Origin of the sequence: Cohnella herbarum, from assembly GCF_012849095.1 — a bacterium.
In the GTDB taxonomy this organism is placed as follows: Bacteria; Bacillota; Bacilli; order Paenibacillales; family Paenibacillaceae; genus Cohnella; species Cohnella herbarum.
This window is the reverse complement of record NZ_CP051680.1, coordinates 2,098,815-2,120,621: the sequence shown is the minus strand read 5'-3', so window position 1 is coordinate 2,120,621 and position 21,807 is coordinate 2,098,815. Positions and strand designations below refer to the sequence as shown.

Below are 21,807 nucleotides of genomic sequence, written 5' to 3'. Positions count from 1 at the left end.
GCAAGGCAAGCAGCCTTCCGTCCCCTCATCAGAGGGAGCGGGAGGCTTTTTTGCGTGATTTCAAGGCTATGACTTGCTAATCGACAATAACAAAGAGGAGTGGTTTCAACTGATACGGGAACAAGATCAGGAACAACAGAAGACAAACCAAACGAAGGCCGTTTCTAAGTCGGAAGCCATGATGACGGGGATCCCTAGGGAAGTACTGATCGCTCTGCATGAAACGGACGGAATAGGGAGGATTTCGATCGCGAACATTCTCCAATGCGGTAAAGCAAAAGGGATTGGTTCATTAAGGCATTCGGCCGATTTTCTGGCGGGAGATTGGAGGGATATGGGGCTTAGCGCAAGTCAAGCCGCCGGAATTGTCGCCAATCTGCGATATGATGCTATCGAACGACGGCATGGCGTGCATGAAGAACGAGAGATCGGTCTCGTGACGTATTTGGACGACGTATATCCGGAGTTGCTGCGTCAAATAGCCGATCCACCCTGGGTTATGTATCATAAGGGAAATTGGGAACTTGTCCATAATCCCACGATCGCTATCGTCGGAACAAGACTTGCCACGGGTTATGGCCGCAAGGTGACCGAAGATATCTCAGAAGGCTGTGCGCAGCGCATGACGGTCGTCAGCGGTCTAGCCAGGGGAATTGACGCAGCCGCGCATTACGGCGCCTTACGTGCCCGTTACGGGACGATAGCGGTGTTGGCCGGCGAAGTCGATCGTTGTTATCCTCCCGAGAACAAGGCGCTTTATCGAGAATTGTCGAATAATGGCCTTATCGTTTCCGAGAGTCCGCCGGGCACGATCCTCCGGCCGGGACTTTTTCCGCTGCGCAATCGGATTATCGCGGGTTTATCTTACGGCGTCATCGTCGTAGAGGCCGCGCAGAAGAGCGGAGCGTTAATTACCGCGGATCTGGCGCTAGGTTACGATAGGGATGTGTTTATCGTGCCGGGTCAGATTACGTCTCCTAGAAGTAAAGGGGCTCTGGAGTATTTCAGAAAAGGCGCAAATCCCGTGTTGGACGAGACGGATATCTTTCAAGCCTATTCGCATAGGCTTCCGGCATCGGACATACATTCGTCGTCGGTTCAAACATCGAAACAGCTCGGTTCTCAGCCGGAAAATTGGACCGACGCCGAGCGCCTCGTGTATCGATTATTGCTAGATAATCCCTGCACGATCGACGAACTCGTTACCCGATCCGGGATGACATTTGGACATTTACACTCCGTTCTGCTATCTTTACTAATAAAAAGACGGATTCATCAACAACCCGGTTCTGTATATCATGTCCTTTAATGTAGACATAAGCACATAGGCACGAGGACTTGTCGACCGTAGGAGAGGAGGAATGGACGTGGCGGATTCGCTCGTTATCGTAGAGTCACCGGCTAAAGCCAAAACGATCGGCAAATATTTGGGAAGTAAATTTATCGTTAAAGCGTCCATGGGGCATATTCGAGATTTACCCAAAAGCCAGATCGGGGTAGAGGTAGAAAATGATTTTCAGCCCAAATACATTACGATTCGCGGCAAGGGGAGCGTTCTGAAGGAACTTCGCGACGCCAGCAAAAAAGTCAAAAAAGTATATCTGGCGGCTGACCCCGACAGAGAAGGCGAAGCGATCGCGTGGCATTTGGCGCACTACTTGGAAATCGACGAGAAGGATGCTTGCCGCGTTGTTTTCAATGAAATTACGAAACAAGCGGTAAAGGATGCCTTTAAGAACCCTCGCCCGATCGATATGGATCTTGTGAATGCCCAACAGGCCAGACGGGTACTGGACCGATTGGTCGGGTACAAGATCAGCCCGTTATTATGGAAGAAAGTGAAAAAGGGACTGAGCGCCGGCAGAGTTCAATCGGTTGCGGTCAAACTCATATACGATCGGGAGAACGAGATCAATGCGTTTATCCCTGAAGAATATTGGAGCATCACCGCTCATTTGACAAAAGAAAAGGCCGCATTCGAGGCAAAGTTCCATTCCTTGAATGGAGAAAAAGCGGAGCTTACGAGCGAAGCCGACGTAAAAGCCGTTCTTGCGCAGATGGGGAACGAGGATTTCGTCGTAGGCGAAGTGAAGGAGAAAGAGCGGCAACGCAACCCTTCACCTCCGTTTATTACGAGCTCGCTTCAACAGGAAGCCGCGCGCAAGCTGAATTTCCGCGCTTCGAAGACGATGCAGATCGCCCAGCAGCTTTATGAAGGGGTCGACTTGGGTAAAGAAGGAACTGTCGGGTTAATTACTTATATGCGTACGGATTCCACGCGCATTTCCCCCGTTGCCCAAGAGGAAGCGAAAGAGTACATCGAGGGGAAATACGGGAACGCGTTCGTGCCGGAAACTCCGCGCGTATACACGAAGAAAAACTCGAACGCCCAGGATGCGCACGAAGCGATCCGTCCGACCTCGGTTCTTCGCGATCCGGAATCCGTTAAAGCCTTTACTTCTAAAGATCAGTTGCGTCTGTATAAACTGATATGGGAGAGGTTCGTTGCTAGCCAAATGGCTTCCGCCGTATTGGATACGATGACCGTCGATCTTCATAACGGACCGGTTACTTTTCGCGCGAACGGTTCCAAGCTGAAGTTCGCGGGCTTCATGAAAGTGTACGTGGAAGGCAATGACGACGGAACGACGGACGAAGATCGCTTGTTACCCGCGCTTGGCGCGGGGGATAAAGTGAAATCGAAGGATATCGAACCTAAGCAGCACTTTACGCAGCCTCCTCCGCGTTTTACGGAAGCTAGGCTCGTGAGAACGCTGGAGGAGTTAGGCATCGGGCGTCCGAGCACGTATGCTCCGACTTTGGAGACGATTCAGAAGAGAAATTACGTCGCGATGGAAGAGAAGAAATTCATTCCGACGGAGCTTGGAGAACTCGTTATTCAACTCATGGAGGAGTTTTTCCCGGAAATCCTAGATGCTGAATTCACGGCTAACATGGAAGGGGACCTTGACCATGTTGAGGAAGGAACCCAAGATTGGGTTAACGTCATCGGGGATTTCTACAAATCGTTCGAAGTCAGACTGAACTTCGCGGAAGAAGAAATGAAGGAAATCGAGATTAAAGACGAGCCTTCCGATGAAATTTGCGACAAATGCGGCAGTCCGATGGTCTATAAGATGGGACGTTTCGGCAAGTTCCTGGCCTGTTCGGGATTCCCGAATTGCCGCAATACGAAACCGATCATCAAGGAAACCGGCGTCAAATGTCCGAAATGCGGAGAAGGCCACGTCGTTGAACGCCGCAGCAAAAAAGGACGAATTTTTTACGGCTGCAATCTCTATCCCGGCTGCGATTACGTATCATGGGATAAGCCGGTTGCCAAGCCTTGTCCGAGTTGCGGCGGGTTGATGATTGAAAAGCGCGTGAAAGGCGAGATACAATATCATTGTACCGTCTGCAGCCATTCGGAGAACGTCGACGATTCAGAGGAAGCGGTAGAATAACGGGTTGAAGTTTAGGAGGTTAGACGCTTTGAACGAAGTCCAATCGGTGACGGTAATCGGCGCGGGCCTGGCCGGCAGCGAGGCCGCTTGGCAGATCGCCAAGCAGGGCGTCCCCGTCACATTATATGAAATGCGCCCGGTAAAGCAGACGCCGGCCCACCATACGGAGGGTTTTGCCGAATTAGTGTGCAGCAATAGCTTAAGAGCAAACGGTTTGGCTAACGCGGTCGGCGTATTGAAGGAAGAGATGAGGCGTCTTGATTCCCTGATCCTTTCCTGCGCGGATTTGCACGCCGTTCCCGCCGGAGGGGCGCTCGCGGTAGATCGTGACGGTTTCTCGGCCGAAGTCACGAAGCGGCTTCGCGAGCATCCGTTGATAACGGTCGTTAATGAGGAAGTCACGGAAATCCCGCAAGACGGCATCGTGGTGATCGCAACCGGCCCGCTTACGTCACCCGAACTGTCCGATAGCATCAAGCGGCTTATGGGCGAAGAATATTTTTACTTTTTCGATGCGGCCGCCCCGATCGTCGAGAAAGATTCCATAGATTTAGACAAGGTGTTCTTGGCTTCCCGTTACGATAAGGGCGAGGCGGCATACTTGAATTGTCCGATGACGGAAGCGGAATTCGACGTTTTCTATGAAGCGCTCACGACTGCCGAAACGGCGGCAGTGAAAGACTTCGAGAAGGAAATGTATTTCGAGGGTTGCATGCCTATCGAGGTTATGGCCAAACGCGGGAAGCAGACGGTGTTGTTCGGTCCGATGAAACCGGTCGGATTGATCGATCCGCGCACCGGGGCGAAGTCGCATGCCGTCATTCAGCTTCGTCAAGATAATGCGGCAGGAACGTTATATAACCTCGTCGGATTTCAGACTCATCTGAAATGGGGGGAACAGAAGCGGGTATTTTCTCTGATTCCGGGTCTAGAGAACGCTGAATTCGTCCGATACGGAGTCATGCATCGCAATACATTCATTAATTCGCCTAAGCTTCTTCGTCCGACCTATCAATTCCAAGCTAGAGAGACTTTGTTCTTCGCCGGCCAAATGACCGGAGTGGAAGGTTACGTCGAATCCGCGGCTTCGGGGCTCATCTCGGGGTTAAACGCGGGACGGTTAGCTAACGGCCAACAGCCTTTGACATTACCTGCCCACACCACTTTGGGGAGTATGGCACATTATATTACGACGGCGGATTTCAAACATTTCCAGCCGATGAACGCGAACTTCGGTTTGTTCCCTCCATTGGGGCATCGCGTGAGAAGCAAGAAGGAAAAGAACGAGGCCATAGCGGCTCGGGCATTGGAAAGCATCGACGCGCTAAGCTTGGAGATTAAAGGAAATTCCGGATTGTAACCTATCTAGCAGCGGCGGCGTATATCTCATAAGCCGCTGCTTTTGCGACTTTAAGAGGTTGTAGTACTTCATCGCGAACAACGGCAAGAAACGGATTCTGCATGGAATCCTAACCACGACTCATGATCGGGAGGATCAGCTAATGGATATGAGTTTTCACGCAACGACGATCTGCGCGATTCGGCATAATGGAAAAGGGGCCATCGCCGGAGACGGCCAGGTGACCTTCGGAAATAGCATGATCATGAAAAACACGGCTAAAAAAGTTCGAAGATTATATCGCAATCAAGTTCTCGCGGGTTTCGCGGGTTCCGTTGCCGACGCGATTACGTTGTTCGAGAAGTTCGAAGGGAAGCTGGAGGAGCATCACGGAAACCTGCAGCGCGCGGCCGTAGAACTGGCAAAGGATTGGAGATCCGACCGGGTGTTGCGCCGTCTGGAAGCGATGATGATCGTCGTCGATACGACGGGCATGCTGTTGTTGTCCGGTAACGGGGAAGTCATCGAGCCCGATGACGGTATTCTGGCGATCGGTTCGGGCGGCAGCTTCGCTTTAGCCGCTGCAAGAGCGCTTAAAAAGCACGCTCCGGCGATGGAAGCGAAGGATATCGCCAGGGCGGCTTTGGAAACGGCGTCGGAAATATGCGTGTTCACAAATAACAATCTGATCGTTGAGGAGATATGATGATTACATTCGACAAGGATAAGGGAGAGAATCGCATGAATGACTCGCTGACCCCTCGCCAAATCGTGGCGGAACTGGATAAATACATCGTCGGACAAAAGCCTGCCAAGCGTTCGGTAGCCGTAGCTTTGCGAAATCGGTATCGCAGAAGCAGATTGCCTGAAGAGATTCGCGACGAAATCGTTCCTAAGAACATTCTGATGATCGGGCCGACCGGAGTCGGGAAGACGGAAATCGCGCGCCGGCTTGCGAAGCTTGTTCATGCTCCTTTCATCAAGGTAGAGGCTACGAAATTCACAGAGGTCGGATACGTTGGCAGAGACGTAGAATCCATGGTTCGGGATCTTGTCGAAACGGCCATACGGATGGTCAAAGAAGAGCGCACGGAGAAAGTCAAAGATAAAGCGGAGAAAGCGGCGAACGAACGGTTGGTTTCTTTATTGGTTCCGTCTCCAGCGAAGCCTAAATCGAACAAGAACCCGTTAGAAATGCTTTTCGGCGGTATCAGTACGCCTAGCGACGAGCCCGAACCGGTAGATCCTGGTTTGCACGACAAACGTCGGGATACGAAAGCTAAACTGGATGCCGGACTGTTAGAGAACGAGACGATCGAAATCGAGGTCGAAGATAATTCTCCTAACATGCTCGATATGCTCGGAGGGCCTGGACAAGAGCAGATGGGGAACATGCAGGAAATGCTTGGGCAATTTCTGCCGAAGCGACGCAAGAAACGCCGCTTAACCGTTAAGGAAGCACGGAAAGTATTAATCGTTGAGGAAGCGAATAAACTGATCGACATGGATGACGTGATATCCGAATCGGTACGTCGCGCCGAGCAATCCGGAATCATCTTTATCGACGAGATCGACAAAATCGCCAGCCAAGGACGGGGCCAGGGGCCCGACGTGTCTCGCGAAGGCGTACAGAGGGATATTCTGCCTATCGTCGAAGGGTCGACCGTTATGACCAAATACGGGCCTGTCAAGACGGACTACGTTCTTTTCATGGCTGCCGGAGCATTCCACATCGCGAAGCCGTCGGATTTAATTCCCGAGCTTCAAGGCCGTTTTCCGATCCGGGTCGAGCTTAGCAGTTTGTCGGACGAAGATTTCGTCCGGATATTAACGGAACCGGAGAATGCGTTGACCAAGCAGTATACGGCTCTCTTGCAGACGGAAGGGATCAACGTCACGTTCACGGAGGCGGCGATATCCGAGCTTGCGCGTATGGCGCAGGAAGTTAATCACAATACGGAGAACATCGGAGCTCGCAGATTGCATACCCTTCTGGAAAAATTGCTTGAGGATTTAAGCTTCGAAGCCCCCGAGCTTCAATTGGAAGAAATGAATATTACTCCGGAGTACGTTCGCGAGAAGTTGGCTTCGATTGCAAGCAATCGGGATTTAAGTCAATACATTCTATAGTCTGTTTACGGCTTATGAATCTTGGAATCGAGAGGTCGTTCGGTTTGTTTGTCGTATTAGGAGGAAACGTAAATCATGACGCTGTTGATGAAAACCCGGACGCTGAACAAATTGCTCCAAGAAGCGGCCGGCAAACCGTTAAATTTCCGCGAGATGGCGGAAGGTTTGCGGGAAACGATGCAAGGGAACGTTTTCGTGCTGAGCAGGAAAGGGAAAGTGCTCGGGTGGGCGCACTCGGCGGCCTTCCCCGAAATGTGGCTGAGGGTAGATCATTCGGACGAACTAAGGTTTCACTCCGATACGAATGAACGCCTGTTGCGGATCACGGAAACGGCCGCGAATATTTCGTCAAATGAGGAAATTTTAACCCCGCTCGAAGCCGCGTTCGAAAATGCGATCGTAACGATCGTTCCGATAATCGGAGGCGGAGACAGATTAGGTACTTTAGTCCTATCAAGAGAAAATGAATCTTTTGGGGAAAATGATCTGATATTAGCCGAGTATGGGTCTACGATCATAGGTATGGAGATATTGAGAGAGAGGATGGAGGAAAGGGAAACGGAGGCTCGAAGCAAAGCCATCGTCTCTGTTGCCATTAACTCCCTATCGTTCAGCGAGATGGAAGCCGTTGAGCAAATATTTGAGGAATTGGAAGGGCGGGAAGGGTTGCTAATCGCTTCCAAGATCGCCGACCGGGCAGGAATCACTAGGTCTGTGATCGTTAACGCTCTTCGTAAACTGGAAAGCGCGGGCGTTATCGAAACCCGTTCTCTCGGAATGAAAGGGACGTATATTCGAATCTTGAATTCTCAACTTCTTCAAGAACTTGAGCAGCGGAAAAATTAGAATCGTACTTAAAATTCGTCGAACAGGCCCTAATCTTTGGAAAAAAGATTTAGGGCTTTTTTCTTATTGTCACATGACCGTATGTCGTAGATGATGTTCTTAGAAAATCTTAATTTGTCGCATCGTGCAGTTTTTTTTGTAGAATCAAAGAAAGTTGTGTCATTAAAAGCAGGAATATGATGTAAGCGCGTGGAATAACAGTTGGGATGAAGAATTAGAATGTTCTCATGTACAAGCAAAGAGAGGCGACAGGAATGGAAGTATTAAGCGGCGCTGCGTTTCAACGGCTGGAGAACGCGATTCATGCCGCAACAATGAGACAACGCGTGCTAGTCAACAATATTGCCAACGAAGCTACGCCGTATTTTAAGAGATCCGATGTTGCATTCGAGGAGTTTCTATCACAGGCGATCGGCGGGCAAGGCACGAAGGCGCTTATAGGCAAAATGACAGACCCGAGGCATATTCCTATCAATACTTCCTATCCCTCTCCGACTCCGCGAGTGGTTACGGAAGAATCGACGGCGATTAACAACAATCGAAACAACGTCGATATGGAGAAAGAAATGGCTATGTTATCCGAAAACCAGCTTCGCTATAATCTTTTAACCCAGCAACTTAGGCATGATGCTCAAATGATGAGAATCGGAATTAAAGGGAGTGTCTAACGGATGAGGCTCGAAGGCTTTGATATTAGCGCTTCGGCGTTAACCGCGCAACGTCTTAGAATGGACGTCATTTCGGCGAATATCGCTAACGCGGAAACGACTCGCGCAGCATACGTGAACGGGGAATTCGTTCCTTATCGTCGGAAAATGGTCGTCATGGAAGCGGTGCAACCCAAATTTCAAGACTTTTTAGCCCAACAGATGAACGGTTCGTCTGCTCAAGGGGTACAAGTGACGGCGATCCAAGAAGATTCGACGCCGTTTAAGCAAGTTTATAACCCCGCTCATCCGGATGCGGATGCGAACGGAATGGTTTATATGCCCAATGTAGACATGTTAAAGGAACAAGTTGACTTGTTAGTCGCGTCCCGCTCCTATGAAGCGAACGTGACCGCTCTAAACGCAAGAAAGGCGATGTTCATGAAAGCATTGGAAATGGGGCGTTAAAGCACGCGAATACATAGGGAAGTAACCAAACATAAAATGAACGCGGGGTGCTAACTTGATAACGAACCCAGTAAATGCTCCTGTAGGACTTGTACCCAATATAAGCGGCATTCAAACAAAGGCAACGCCAGCGGAAGCGACGGAGAGTTTCGCGACGTACCTTAAATCAGCCTTAGACAGCGTAGCGGCTCAAGAACAAAACGTACATAAAATGAATGATCAATTTCTGATCGGCGAAGTCGACGAGAATAAAGTCATCATCGCGGCCACGCAAGCCGAACTAAGCCTTACGTTGGTCGGCCAAGTTCGAAATAAAGTGATTGAAGCTTACCAAGAAATCATGCGTATGCAAGTGTAGCCCTGATCCTACTAGACATAGAAGCAAACACACAACAGGAGGAACGGGGCTATTTTCCATTCCCCTGTTGTGCTAACCGCAGGTGAGGTGAAATCGTGAACGAGAAGTGGGCACGGGTTCGAGAAAAGTTACTCGGTTTCTGGAACCAGTACAGCAAAGCGCAAAAGTGGGTTCTCGCCTCAACAGCTGCCTTGTTGCTTTTTGCAATCATATTATTAACGTATTTGTTTACTAGAACCGAGTATGAGCTTGCTTTTCAGAATTTGGACAGCACGGACGCGGCGGCGATAATCGAATACTTGGACGGCAACGGGATCGCTTATCAATTAAACGATTCGGGAACGAGCATTTCCGTACCGAGCGCGTCCGCGTCGAAGGTCAAAGTCGATATTGGCTCGCAAGGCCTTATCCAGAACGGATCTATCGGATTCGCTGAGATGAGTAAGTCGTCTTCGGCGATCGGAACGACGGATCAAGAATTTAACGTGAAATTCCGAAACGCATTAAACGGCGAAGTTCAGCAGCTCTTATTAAGCAAACAGGGGATCTCGAAAGTAAAAGCGATCGTTACGCTTCCCGAAGATTCCGTGTTTCTTAACGAGTCCGATAAAGACAAAGCGACCGCTGCCGTAGTTATGACTTTCAAGCCGGGTTTCCGGCCGAAGCAAGAGGAAATCGATAGCTATTATAATCTCGTTAAATCAGCCGTGCCCAATCTGGATGTCAAAGACATAACGATTAGCAGCAGCACGGGAGACTTAACCCCTTCCTCCCAGCTAGGCGGAGGAGCAATCGGCGGAGCGTTGTACGAAACTCAATTCGCGATTCAGAACGAATTCGAGAATGCGCTCAAGAGAAACATTCAGCAATTTCTAAATCCCATTGTCGGTATGGATAACATGGTCGTTAGCGTAGTGTCCGCGTTGAACTTCGACAAGAAAATCTCTACGGAGCAGTTGGTCGAGCCTCTTAAAGACAACGATAATAAGGGGATTGAGATCAGCAATCAAAGTTCGACGGAAACCTACGAGGGGCAAGACGGCCAGTCCGGAGGCGTCGCCGGTACCGGCGAAACCGATGTCGCTAATTATCCTGGCGGAGCAAGCTCGGGTTCATCATCGTCCGAGAAAGTATCCAGCACGATTAATTACGAAGTAAACCGGATTACTAATAATATCGACTACGGGCCTTATAAAGTGAAGGACTTATCGATAAATGTTGGCGTGGATTCCGCGAACATGACGCCAGAGAAGCTAACCGAGATCCAAGGCGTGCTTCTCCGAAGCGCGAGAGTGTTGCTTGCCGAGTCGGGTTTGGAATTGTCTGACGAGGCTCTTGCGCAGCGCGTATCGGTAATGTCCCAGTCTTTCGCAGGCAACAACGTATCCAGTGGCGGCACATCGGCTTCCACGTTCTGGTTAGCGGGAGCAGGATTGTTGGCGTTGGCATTGCTTGGCGGTGGCGGGTACTATATCTACCGTCGTCGTAAAACTGCTCGGGAAGCGGCCGAACTTGAAGCGCTTCCGCGCGCTGAGCTGCCTACGATCGATATCGACAATGTTGCCAATGAAAGCCAAGTTCGCAAACAGTTGGAAAGCTTGGCCAAACGCAAGCCGGACGAGTTCGTCAATCTTCTCCGGACTTGGTTAGTGGATGAATAGAGGTGGCAGTGGTGGCGAAGGGGATACAGTTGTCGGGTAGACAAAAGGCGGCTATTCTCCTCATTACCCTCGGACCTGAAGTGTCCGCGCAAGTGTTCAAACACTTGCGAGATGATGAGATCGAGCAGCTAACGCTAGAGATCGCAAACGTACGCAAAGTCGACGCGGGCGAGAAAGATATGATTCTAAGCGAGTTTCATCAAATCTGCGTAGCGCAGGAGTATATTACGCAGGGCGGTATTACTTACGCGAAAGAGATTTTGGAAAAAGCTCTCGGTTCGCAGAAAGCGATGGATATTCTCAATCGGTTGACTGCAACGCTGCAAGTTCGCCCGTTTGATTTCGCTAGAAAAGCGGAACCGTCGCAAATCCTCAACTTTATTCAGAACGAGAATGCGCAGACGATCGCGTTGGTCTTGTCTTACTTGCAGCCGGAGCAATCATCCGCCGTGCTTTCCTCCTTGCCTCAAGAGAAGCAAGCGGAAGTGGCTCGTAGAATCGCGTTGATGGATAGCACATCTCCGGAGGTTATCTCACAAGTCGAGAGAGTTCTCGAGCAGAAGCTGTCTTCGACGGTTACGCAAGATTACACGAATGCCGGCGGTATCGAAGCGATCGTTCAAATTTTGAACGGAGTCGACCGCGGTACGGAACGCACGATTTTGGATTCCTTGGAAATTCAGGATCCGGAGCTGGCGGAAGAAATCAAGAAGCGGATGTTCGTTTTCGAGGATATCGTCAACCTGGACAATCGTTCCATTCAGCGTATTGTGCGCGACATCGAGAACTCCGACTTGCAGTTGGCGCTCAAGGTGGCCAGCGAGGAAGTCAGGGAGTCGATCTTCCGGAACATGTCCAAGCGGATGGCGGAGACTTTCAAGGAAGAGATGGAATATATGGGACCCGTGCGGCTTCGCGATGTCGAGGAAGCCCAGACTCGTATCGTAGCGACGATTCGAAGATTGGAAGAGGCCGGGGAAATCATTATCGCTCGCGGCGGAGGAGACGATATCATTGTCTAATCTCATCAAATCCTCTCACGTCGTGTCTCTAGAAGATCTCAAAAGGTTGGAGCTTATTCGACGAAGCGCGCCGATTCCGCAAAATATTTCGGAATTCGGCGTCGATAACGAAGGGAATCAAGCGATTGACGTCGAAACTCAATCTTTAAAGGATCGCATTATCGCGGATGCGGAACAAACTGCCCGACAAATCTTAGAGCAGGCCAAGGCGGATGCGGCAGAAGTTCGCGTTAATGCAGAACAGGAAATTGAGGAATGGTGGCGGCTTCGGCGGGAAGAGGATGCGCAGCATCGCGAGGAGTCTAACCGTCAAGGGCACGATGAGGGGTATTCGGCGGGTTCCGCGCAAGCGGAAGAGGATTTAGGGCGACTATGGGAGTCTCGTCTACAAGAGGCGCAATCCACCGTGGAGCAAGCATACATAGCCAAAGAAGCAATCATAATGGAAGGCGAATCCTTCTTGGTCGAACTAAGTTGTTCGATCGCCGAGAAAATATTGGACCGTAAGCTTGCCAAATCACCGGAAATGGCAATGAAGCTGTTCGAGAAAGCACTCTCGAGAAGGAGAGAGCAAGGAGTTATCGTACTGTGCGTCGCGCCTTCGCAGTTCGCGTATATGCAAGCCGCGAAAGATGAACTTATCGTTTCGCTGGACGCTCAGGCAGAGCTTCAAATCGTGCCGGATTCGAGCGTGAAAGACGGAGGGTGTATTATCCGTTCCGCGTTCGGAAGCATCGATGCGCGTATCGATACCCAGCTTGAAGCTATTCGGGAGCAATTGCTTAAGTTGGCAGCCCATAGAGGCGAGGAGGGCGACAGAAATGCCGCTCCTTGATCTTAATCGCTATATGGAATCCCTTCGTCAAATGGATCCCGTTCGGGTGAACGGGAAGGTCATTCAGATCATCGGGTTAACCGTCGAGTCGGAAGGACCGGACGCAAGCATCGGAGATGTTTGTACTATTCATCCGATGAAGGGCGGCAAGCCGGTCTTGGCGGAAGTAGTCGGGTTTCGCAACAATCGGGTGCTGTTGATGCCGTTAGGGGATTTACACGCGGTTGGCCCAGGATGCGATGTCGTGGCTACAGGAGGGCCGCTTACGGTACAGGTCGGTTCCGAGCTGCTAGGCAAAGTGTTGGACGGCTTGGGTAGACCTCTCGACGGTTCGATCCTGCCTGCAAGAATGCCGCATTACTCTACGCATAACTCTCCCGGGAACCCGTTGAACAGACCGAGGGTGACTAACCCGCTTGGCGTGGGAGTTAGAGCTATCGATGGATTGCTAACCGTCGGGCAAGGGCAAAGGGTAGGGATTTTCGCCGGTTCCGGCGTAGGTAAAAGTACGCTTCTTGGAATGATCGCCCGAAATACGTCGGCGGACGTTAACGTGATCGCCTTGATCGGTGAACGCGGACGCGAGGTTCTGGAGTTCATCGAGAAGGATCTGGGACCGGAAGGCCTAGCAAGGTCGGTAGTTATTGTCGCTACTTCCGATCAACCGGCTCTCATTCGGATGAAAGGCGCTTTGATCGCAACGACGATCGCGGAGTATTTCCGAGATCGGGGATTAAACGTCATGCTGATGATGGACTCGGTTACGCGTTATGCGATGGCTTTACGCGAAGTCGGGTTAGCGATCGGCGAGCCGCCGGCAACGAGAGGGTATACGCCCTCGGTGTTCGCGGCGTTGCCTAAACTGCTCGAACGGGCAGGTACGGGGCCTACGGGTTCGATATCGGCCTTTTACACGGTTCTTGTTGACGGAGATGACATGAACGAACCAATCGCCGACGCCGTTCGAGGCATATTGGACGGGCATATCGTGCTGCATCGTAATTTGGCTAACAAGGGGCATTTTCCGGCAATCGACGTTCTTTCGAGCGTTAGTCGCGTCATGAATGACATCGTTAGCGATGAACAACAAAGCGCCGCTGAACAATTAAAGAAGCTGCTCGCGATTTATCGGGATTCCGAGGACCTCATTAACATCGGTGCCTATCAACGAGGTTCGAATGCCGAAATCGATAAAGCCATCCAATATTACGACTTAATTAAAACCTATACGCAACAGCGCACGAACGAAAAAGTTACGCTTAAGGAAGCCCAAGATCGTTTAATTATCGATTTTTACAGGAGATGAGAGTAAGCGATCATGCGATTCCGATATCACTTGCAGAAGGTCGTCGATCTGAAAGGCAGCGAGAAGTCAATGGCGGAATGGGAATACGCCGCTTCTCTCGGGAAATTACGGGAAGAAGAAGAACGACTGGAAAGTTTGCGCGAAGAGCGTCGGGAACTCGAGCGGAAATTGCAGGACACTTCCGCGAGGCCGACGCCTCTAACCGAATTGCAAATCCTGCAACGTTATATCGAAGTGTTGGATGGACGCATTACTCGGCAACATGAAGGCGTTCGCTCAGCGGAGTTGGTCGTTAGGAAACGCCAAGGACATCTGAAGGACAAGATGGTTGACGAGAAAGTATGGCTTAACGCGAGAGATCGAGCGCTTGAACGGTTCAGGAGCGACAGGCTCGCGAAAGAACAAAACGAGCTGGATGAAATCGCGATCGTTCGTGCAGCGTCAGCCGTTCGCGGGTGACGGAAACGTAAACTAACGAATCGCAGGAGAAGGGGGGGAGAATCGTGGCGAGCGCGGATGTGGAGAAAAGCAGTTACAGCGGCTTCGAACGATTTCTCTTTTTTGTTACCCCGATCTTATTTACCGCGGTATTGCTTGGCGTGCTACTGTTGATGTTCAATACCGAATGGCGGAACGCGGCGCTTGAAATCGGAAATAAAATTCCGGTCGTTAAATCGATCATACCGGATCCTACCAAGCCGAATGAGCCGATTGCGAATTCAGACGAAGAACTCACGGTAAACAATGCCAAAGCGAAGGTAGAGGAGCTGAACGCGCTTCTCACGGATCGGGAGACGGCACTTAAACAAGCAACGGAACAAACCGTTCAGCAGAAGCAGCAGATCGATGAACTGCAGGTTAAGTTAGATCAATTGACAAAAGAAAGCTCCGAGAAGACGATAACAAGCGATGCTTATCATGCGAGAATTTCGTCCTTGGCGCAGATGTACGGCAAGATGACGCCGAGCAAGGCGGCACCGATATTGGAAAGTATGACGTTGGACGAATCCGCTCTCGTACTTGGGGAGATGTCGGCTACCGAGCGCGGCCGGGTACTAGAGAGAATGACCCCGAAGAAAGCGGCAGACGTCACGATGAAGCTCAAAGATTCGGAAACCGTCGATAGCCGCGAAATCGCCGCATTGCAATCACGGATTAAAGAGCTTGAGCTCAAGTCGGGCGAAGATTCTTCCACGCTCGATACGGCGGAGCTTAACAAAACGTTTTCCGCTATGAAGGCGGATAAAGCGGCAGCGCTGCTAATCCAGCTTGCAGGCACGAATCAGAGTAAGGTGTTGCGTATTCTCGGAGTATTGGACGATGCTCCTCGTTCTTCCGTTTTATCGGCGATGTCCGATCTGGATAAGAAAGTTACCGCGAACCTTGTCAGTAAGTTAATGCCGGTAAATCCATAATGACTTTGCCTCTACTAATATGAAAGGAGGTGAAAACAAATGAATATGGCGATCTCGTCAACATCGGTTTCAACAGGTAAAGCAGCGTCATCTGCAGCAGGATCTTCGGCCGGGGCGACGGCGGGGAGCGGTTTCGCCGGGGCGTTGGTTCAGGCAATCGACGGGACTAGCGCTAGCGGAACAGTTAATAATGGTTTGCCTTTGCCGGTCGGCTTAGTCGGTTTGCTTGGTCAATTGGGACTCGAACCTTCCGCCGAACAATCTCAGGATCTGCTTGAAATGCTCGCTAGCTTAGTTGAGCAATTACAGCAATTGGAACAAAACGGCACGGAGGTTCTATCCACTGAAGATGAGGAACAATTAGCCGCTTTGTTAGCAGCGTTCCAAGGCATGCTGCAACAGATCAACAATCATGTTCCGGTTGCGGATGGCGGGCAACTAGTGACGGAGAACTCGGAGCAATCGATTCCCGAAGAACTCGTTCCAGTAAGCTCTAAACCCATCGTTCAAGCCTTGAAGGAAACCTTGCAACAGCTTTCCTCGATGATTGCATCCGGGAACGATGATTTGCAGGTAGCGTCTAAGTTTGCAGATCAGCTTAAGGCTTTGTTGGATTCCATTACGGCTAAATCCACGAACGCGCAGCCTGCCGTTCAAGTCGTAGCTAACGATGAGCCAGCAGTGACCGCTCAGTCAGCATCTAAGACGACGTCAACTACGGACGATTCGCTTACCGCTACGAAAGACGTGGCGACCCAATCTGCCGTAGCCGTTCAAGACACTCGTCGGCCTGCACAAATTCTTCGCGATCCGATTTGGAGAATTAACGTGATCGACGCGAACGAGGCTGAGGCCACGAACGTGCAGCCAGTTGCGGTAACTTCCGCCTCGGGAGCAGGAGAAGCGAGTCAGTCGGGTTCTCAGCCGGCATGGACGTTCATGCAGAACGATGCTTTGGCGAACGCGGAATCGACTGCCGGCAAACCGACGGTGCCGATGCAAGTTCCTGTACAGCAATTCGTAACCCAGATGGAAAAGTTCCTAGTGAAACAATTTCAAATGACGTTAGGAAACGGAACGTCCGAGGCGAAAATTTCGCTGACGCCGGAACATCTTGGACAAGTCGATATTCGTATCGTGATGCAGAACGGACAATTAACCGCTCAGTTTATGACGGAAAATTCGGCCGCTCGCGATTTGCTGGAAAATCAATTGTCGCAGCTTAGAACCGCATTGAGCGGACAAGGCTTGCAAGTGGATCGGTTGGAGGTTGTGCAGCAACCGTCTTCGTCTGCGGGTTCTACGTTTATGAACCAGGATCAACGTCATTCGAACGCGGGTAACGGGAACGGCTCTAACGGCAAACGCAACGGAGAATCGTTCGAGGATCCGGCAGTATTCGCCGCCGAGTTGGAAAGAAACAGTTCATTGAAGGAATTCGGGTACGGAAGCTCTATCAACGTCACAGCTTAATGCCGGTATAAGGAGGTGAATCCTGTGGCTGATAGTATCGGAACCAAGAACATCTGGCCTTACTATTCCTCGCAGAACGTGCAAGCTGCGGCTAGGAAACCAGTAAAAGAGATGGGAAAAGATCAATTTCTGCAAATTCTGGTTACGCAACTGCGAAATCAGGATCCGATGCAACCGATGCAAGACAAAGAATTTATCGCTCAGATGGCTCAGTTCTCGTCTTTGGAACAAATGATGAATATGTCCAAAGAAGTGACCGCTCTCAGACAATCGGCGGGTATGGTTGCCGGTTTGATCGGCAAAGAAATCTCGTGGTTCGAAGAGACGGAAGCCGGAGTCGTACAGCATAGTGGAACGGTTAGCTCGGTGTTGTGGAGCGAAGGCGTGCAGTATGCCAAAGTAGAGAACGTTAACGTTCCTATCGATGAAATCATTTCGATTTCCGAACCGACTGAAGACGGAGGTCCGGAGGTGGCCGAAAATGAGTGACCGGATGCTCGTCGGACATCTATCGACGGGAATTACGGGACCGATTCAAGGCAACCGCAGCGTAAATCGGACTAAGCAAGAAGTAGCGGACACGGCTTCGTTCCGCGAGGTGCTTAGCCGGCAGCAGTTGAAATTCAGTCATCACGCCGAACAACGTTTGCAACAAAGAGGCATTGAATTGTTACCGGATCAATTGACTAGAATTGCGGATGCGGTTGATCAAGCAGCGGCGAAGGGTGCCAAAGATTCCTTAGTGTTATTTCGGGACATCGCGATGATCGTGAACGTGCCGAATCGTACCGTCGTTACCGCGATGGACGGCCAGTCTATGAAAGAACATATTTTTACCCAAATCGATAGTGCAGTAGTCGTTGTTTAAGAACGGGCCGGTCCTCATCGTAGGAAGCCCAACGCCGCCGACCGATTGAAGCGGCTTTAATCCATTATCACTGGAGGTAGGCATAATATGTTGCGTTCAATGTATTCCGGCGTATCCGGTATGCGCGGATTTCAAACGAAGCTCGACGTAATCGGAAATAACATCGCCAACGTTAATACCGTAGGATTCAAAGCTGGGCGCGTAATGTTCAAGGACATCTTGAGCCAATCGATGTCTGGCGTAACTGCTCCGGTAGAAGGAGAAGTCGGGGGCGTTAATGCCAAGCAAATTGGTTTAGGCGTGACTGTAGCGTCTATTGATACGATTCATACCCCCGGTAGCGCAATGACGACTGGCGTTTCTACGGATCTACGTATTGACGGTGACGGATTTTTCGTCGTAAGCCCGGACGGAGCGGATACCCAGTATTTAACCCGTTCAGGCAACTTTACGTTGGACGCCAACCGTCAATTAGTAAATGCGGACGGAATGTTCGTAATGTCGGCTGAAGATGGAGGACCCATCACGTTGGAGGAAGGCGTAACCGCATTCTCTATTTCGCAGACGGGCGAGATTATTTCCATCGACCAGAACGGACTTGCGACTCCTACGGGGATCTTAATCGGCGTAGCTAAAGTTCAGAATCCGGGCGGGTTGGAGAAGGTCGGAGGAAATCTTTATCGGATGACTCCGAACGCCAATTTGGAAGGATTGTTGGAAGTCGGTACTGCGGCTAATGCCGAAACGGGAACAGGAGCGATCATCTCCGGACAGCTTGAAATGTCCAACGTGGATTTGACGAATGAATTCACGGAAATGATCGTAGCTCAACGCGGATTCCAAGCGAACTCCAGAATCATCACGACATCGGATGAGATTTTGCAAGAAGTCGTTAACCTGAAACGGTAATTGATTTGATCTCCTGCCATGGGAGAGCTAACGCTCTCCCCTTGGCAATTTAGGGAGGCACGGCAATGATTTACGTCACGCGATTAAATGGAAGCAAGCTACACATTAATGCTCTGCTGGTCGAATCCGTCGAAGAAACGCCGGATACGATCATTACGCTAACGACAGGTAAGAAAATTATGGTTATCGAAAATTCTTCGGATGTAATCCGGGCGATCCGGCATTACTTACGCAGTATCGGTGTACTAGCGGCAGTTACAAGCCCTACGGACACGCAATCGGAGGGAGCTACGTCATGAGAAAATTGTTGCCATGGCTCGTTTCGCTACTATTGGCGATTACGTTGATTGTCATTGCCACGTTTTACTTCTGGAATAATCTGTTCGGGGATAAGAAAGCAAGCGATCCGGATCAGGTGGCGAAAGAAGTTGCCGGCACTGTGCAAATCGAGCCCATATCTGCGGATGAAATGGTTAAGGTCACATCCGAATTAATTGATATCAGAACAAATCTTGCTGATACGGACTATGTCGTTCAGATCAGCTTCTCGTTCCAGTTCGATAACGAGAAAGCCAAAGAAGAATTCGACAAGATTAAGGAAAACCAAGTTAAACCTATCGTTAACCGTGCGTTATGGGTAATGACCCCAGAAGAAATGAACGGAACGAAAGGTAAAGACCAGCTTACGGCGGGACTCATTAATTCCATTAACGAGGTTCTATCCGACGGCAAGCTGCTAAAGGTTGGAATTAAAGGATTTGTAATGACTCCTATTTGATAGAAGATTGCCCGCAACCGAGACATTGTTTGAACACTTTGACCTTTGACGATAACTTACCGTTTCGTTCGGGTTTAGGAAAGGGGTGAGAGATTTGGTAGATGTACTTTCGCAGAATGAGATCGATGCGTTATTGGCGGCACTCTCGTCGGGGGAAATGGATGCGGAAGAGCTTAAAAAAGAAGATACGCAGAAAAAGGTTCGTGCCTATGATTTCAAACGCGCGACTCGGTTTTCTAAAGATCATATTCGAAGCTTAACCCGAATTCATGAAAATTTCGCTAGATTCCTGACCACATACTTCTCCGCTCAGCTTCGAACGTTCGTGCAAATTAATGTCGTTCAAGTGGAACAGCTGCCTTATGACGAATTCATTCGCTCCATCCCTAAGATGACGGTATTGAATATTTTCGAAGCAGAGCCGCTAGAGGGTCGAATGGTACTAGAGGTTCATCCGAACGTTGCGTTCGCCATGCTGGACAGATTGCTTGGAGGCGGCGGTACCGCGCCAAGTAAGATCGGCAGCCTGACGGAGATCGAAACGATTATTATGGAGAAGATTTTCAGTAGAGCGTTAGAGAGCTTGCAAGAAGCATGGAGAACGATCGTGGATATTCAGCCTCGTCTAGAGGCGTTGGAAACGAATCCGCAGTTTATGCAAATCGTATCTCCCAATGAAACGATTGCCCTTATTTCTCTAAGCACGAAAATCGGCGAAACGACGGGGATGATCAACTTGTGTATCCCACATGTGGTCATCGAGCCGATAATGCCGAGGCTATCCGTGCATCACTGGTTTGTTTCCCAGAAAAAGACGAGAGCGCCGGAAGAACAGATTTTGCTGGAACAGAGGGTCAATAAGGCTAAACTTCCTATCGTTGCGGAATTAGGAACTTCGAAAATCTCCGTACAGGAATTTCTGAACCTGGCCATCGGCGATGTTATTACTTTACATAAGCCTACGGGTGAAGGCCTGGAAGTAAAAGTTGGGGATAAAGTTAAGTTTATTGCCAGCCCAGGCACCGTGCGAGATAAAATGGCGATTCAAATTCATGAGATCGTCAGCGAAGGAGTAGATGAAATCCATGACGAGTAAAGACTATTTATCCCAAGAAGAGATTGATGCTTTATTGAATCAGTCCTCCGGCGGGTCAAGCGAGTCTCCTGCGTCTTCCGCCGGTGAACAGTCCATTAACGAATTTTTGACACCGTTGGAGCAGGATGCGCTCGGAGAGATCGGCAACATCACTTTCGGAAGCGCGGCGACGGCTCTATCTACGCTACTGGGCAAGAAAGTTGATATCACGACTCCGACCGTATCGACGATCGCCAGGGAGCAGTTTGAATCCGAATTTCCGAAACCTCACGTAGCGGTGCATGTGAGTTACGTAGAGGGCTTCGAGGGCATTAATTCGCTTGTCATTAAGTCGCACGATGCGCAAGTGATCGCGGATCTAATGCTCGGGGGGGAAGGAAACGTAACTTCCGAGGAATTAAACGAAATTCATATTAGCGCCGTACAAGAAGCGATGAATCAAATGATGGGTTCATCCGCGACGTCTATGTCTACGATTTTTAACCGAATGGTTAATATCTCGCCTCCAGGCATCGATATTATGGACGTGAAGAACAACTCGGGCATTAGCAACATTCCTCAGGAGAACGTCTTCGTCAAAATTTCGTTCCGACTGAAGATCGGCGATCTGATCGATTCGTCGATTATGCAATTGCTGGCCGTACCGTTCGCTAAAGAATTGGTTCGCTCGCTAATGGGAGAAGTAACGGAAGAACCGGCTCCTCAGGTTCAAGCTCAACCCGTACAGCAAGCGGCTCCGGTAGCGCATGTTGCACCGCCTGCAACGCAACCGCCAGTTCAACAAGCGCCGCCAATGGCTGCAATACCGCCTGGGTATGGGGCGCCGATGCCAACCTATCCTCAGACGCTAGGAGGAGGCGTGAATCGTAACGTGAACGTAAATCCGGTTCAATTCGCGAATTTCCAGGGTGCGGGTTTTGCTCAAGGGGAGGAAACGAATCTTAATCTTCTGCTGGATATCCCTTTGAAAGTTACGGTTGAGCTAGGGCGCACTCAGAAGCAAATTAAGGATATTTTGGAGCTGTCCCAAGGTTCGATCATTGAGCTGGACAAGCTGGCAGGCGAACCTGTAGACATCTTAGTAAACAACAAACTGATCGCTAAAGGCGAGGTCGTCGTTATTGACGAGAACTTCGGTGTTCGCGTAACCGATATCGTTAGTCAATGGGATCGAGTCCAAAAAATCCAATAA

23 protein-coding genes are annotated in these 21,807 nt (G+C 50.2%); all 23 read left to right on the top strand.

Going from position 1 to position 21,807, the window contains the following annotated elements:
* Positions 1–73: 73 nt before the first annotated feature.
* Positions 74–1,309 carry a DNA-processing protein DprA gene (gene dprA, locus HH215_RS09500; protein WP_254450426.1) on the top strand — a complete coding sequence of 412 codons (1,236 nt, stop codon included), beginning with the start codon at positions 74–76 and terminating at the stop codon, positions 1,307–1,309.
* A gap of 58 nt (positions 1,310–1,367) precedes the next feature.
* A complete protein-coding gene (gene topA, locus HH215_RS09495) occupies positions 1,368–3,464 on the top strand; it encodes a type I DNA topoisomerase (protein ID WP_169284308.1) in 2,097 nt (698 codons plus the stop codon).
* Between the two features lie 28 nt (positions 3,465–3,492).
* A complete protein-coding gene (trmFO, locus tag HH215_RS09490) occupies positions 3,493–4,824 on the top strand; it encodes an FADH(2)-oxidizing methylenetetrahydrofolate--tRNA-(uracil(54)-C(5))-methyltransferase TrmFO (protein ID WP_169279684.1) in 1,332 nt (443 codons plus the stop codon).
* Between the two features lie 142 nt (positions 4,825–4,966).
* A complete protein-coding gene (gene hslV / locus HH215_RS09485) occupies positions 4,967–5,509 on the top strand; it encodes an ATP-dependent protease subunit HslV (RefSeq protein WP_169279683.1) in 543 nt (180 codons plus the stop codon).
* Positions 5,510–5,544: 35 nt separating this feature from the next.
* Positions 5,545–6,933 carry an ATP-dependent protease ATPase subunit HslU gene (hslU, locus tag HH215_RS09480; protein WP_169279682.1) on the top strand — a complete coding sequence of 463 codons (1,389 nt, stop codon included), beginning with the start codon at positions 5,545–5,547 and terminating at the stop codon, positions 6,931–6,933.
* Between the two features lie 75 nt (positions 6,934–7,008).
* The gene (gene codY / locus HH215_RS09475; RefSeq protein ID WP_169279681.1) at positions 7,009–7,779 is read left to right on the top strand and encodes a GTP-sensing pleiotropic transcriptional regulator CodY; all 771 of its coding nucleotides are present in this window, start codon (positions 7,009–7,011) and stop codon (positions 7,777–7,779) included.
* Between the two features lie 254 nt (positions 7,780–8,033).
* The gene (gene flgB, locus HH215_RS09470) at positions 8,034–8,447 is read left to right on the top strand and encodes a flagellar basal body rod protein FlgB (RefSeq protein ID WP_169279680.1); all 414 of its coding nucleotides are present in this window, start codon (positions 8,034–8,036) and stop codon (positions 8,445–8,447) included.
* A gap of 3 nt (positions 8,448–8,450) precedes the next feature.
* Positions 8,451–8,894: a flagellar basal body rod protein FlgC gene (flgC, locus tag HH215_RS09465; RefSeq protein WP_169279679.1), complete on the top strand. Its 444-nt coding sequence runs from the start codon at positions 8,451–8,453 to the stop codon at positions 8,892–8,894.
* A gap of 58 nt (positions 8,895–8,952) precedes the next feature.
* Positions 8,953–9,252: a flagellar hook-basal body complex protein FliE gene (fliE, locus tag HH215_RS09460; RefSeq protein ID WP_254450562.1), complete on the top strand. Its 300-nt coding sequence runs from the start codon at positions 8,953–8,955 to the stop codon at positions 9,250–9,252.
* Positions 9,253–9,347: 95 nt separating this feature from the next.
* Entirely contained in the window at positions 9,348–10,913 is a 1,566-nt protein-coding gene (fliF, locus tag HH215_RS09455) for a flagellar basal-body MS-ring/collar protein FliF (protein WP_169279677.1), read from the top strand.
* Between the two features lie 11 nt (positions 10,914–10,924).
* Positions 10,925–11,935 carry a flagellar motor switch protein FliG gene (gene fliG / locus HH215_RS09450; RefSeq protein WP_169284307.1) on the top strand — a complete coding sequence of 337 codons (1,011 nt, stop codon included), beginning with the start codon at positions 10,925–10,927 and terminating at the stop codon, positions 11,933–11,935.
* On the top strand, positions 11,928–12,770 hold the full coding sequence (locus HH215_RS09445; RefSeq protein ID WP_169279676.1) for a FliH/SctL family protein: 843 nt from the start codon (positions 11,928–11,930) through the stop codon (positions 12,768–12,770). Before fliG ends, HH215_RS09445 begins: the two co-directional genes overlap by 8 nt.
* Complete coding sequence (fliI, locus tag HH215_RS09440) at positions 12,757–14,076, top strand: flagellar protein export ATPase FliI (protein ID WP_169279675.1); 1,320 nt, start codon at positions 12,757–12,759, stop codon at positions 14,074–14,076. Before HH215_RS09445 ends, fliI begins: the two co-directional genes overlap by 14 nt.
* A 12-nt stretch (positions 14,077–14,088) precedes the next feature.
* The gene (gene fliJ / locus HH215_RS09435; protein WP_169279674.1) at positions 14,089–14,535 is read left to right on the top strand and encodes a flagellar export protein FliJ; all 447 of its coding nucleotides are present in this window, start codon (positions 14,089–14,091) and stop codon (positions 14,533–14,535) included.
* Positions 14,536–14,579: 44 nt separating this feature from the next.
* A complete protein-coding gene (locus tag HH215_RS09430; protein WP_169279673.1) occupies positions 14,580–15,491 on the top strand; it encodes a MotE family protein in 912 nt (303 codons plus the stop codon).
* A gap of 39 nt (positions 15,492–15,530) precedes the next feature.
* Entirely contained in the window at positions 15,531–16,964 is a 1,434-nt protein-coding gene (locus HH215_RS09425; protein ID WP_169279672.1) for a flagellar hook-length control protein FliK, read from the top strand.
* A gap of 24 nt (positions 16,965–16,988) precedes the next feature.
* Positions 16,989–17,453 carry a flagellar hook capping FlgD N-terminal domain-containing protein gene (locus HH215_RS09420; RefSeq protein WP_169279671.1) on the top strand — a complete coding sequence of 155 codons (465 nt, stop codon included), beginning with the start codon at positions 16,989–16,991 and terminating at the stop codon, positions 17,451–17,453.
* Complete coding sequence (locus HH215_RS09415; RefSeq protein ID WP_169279670.1) at positions 17,446–17,832, top strand: TIGR02530 family flagellar biosynthesis protein; 387 nt, start codon at positions 17,446–17,448, stop codon at positions 17,830–17,832. Before HH215_RS09420 ends, HH215_RS09415 begins: the two co-directional genes overlap by 8 nt.
* Before the next feature lie 87 nt (positions 17,833–17,919).
* A complete protein-coding gene (gene flgG / locus HH215_RS09410) occupies positions 17,920–18,741 on the top strand; it encodes a flagellar basal body rod protein FlgG (RefSeq protein ID WP_169279669.1) in 822 nt (273 codons plus the stop codon).
* 65 nt (positions 18,742–18,806) lie between these two features.
* Positions 18,807–19,040 carry a flagellar FlbD family protein gene (locus HH215_RS09405; RefSeq protein WP_169279668.1) on the top strand — a complete coding sequence of 78 codons (234 nt, stop codon included), beginning with the start codon at positions 18,807–18,809 and terminating at the stop codon, positions 19,038–19,040.
* Positions 19,037–19,519 carry a flagellar basal body-associated FliL family protein gene (locus HH215_RS09400; protein ID WP_169279667.1) on the top strand — a complete coding sequence of 161 codons (483 nt, stop codon included), beginning with the start codon at positions 19,037–19,039 and terminating at the stop codon, positions 19,517–19,519. Before HH215_RS09405 ends, HH215_RS09400 begins: the two co-directional genes overlap by 4 nt.
* Before the next feature lie 94 nt (positions 19,520–19,613).
* Positions 19,614–20,615 carry a flagellar motor switch protein FliM gene (gene fliM, locus HH215_RS09395; RefSeq protein ID WP_169279666.1) on the top strand — a complete coding sequence of 334 codons (1,002 nt, stop codon included), beginning with the start codon at positions 19,614–19,616 and terminating at the stop codon, positions 20,613–20,615.
* The gene (gene fliY, locus HH215_RS09390) at positions 20,605–21,807 is read left to right on the top strand and encodes a flagellar motor switch phosphatase FliY (RefSeq protein ID WP_169279665.1); all 1,203 of its coding nucleotides are present in this window, start codon (positions 20,605–20,607) and stop codon (positions 21,805–21,807) included. The genes fliM and fliY overlap by 11 nt, the downstream gene beginning before the upstream one ends.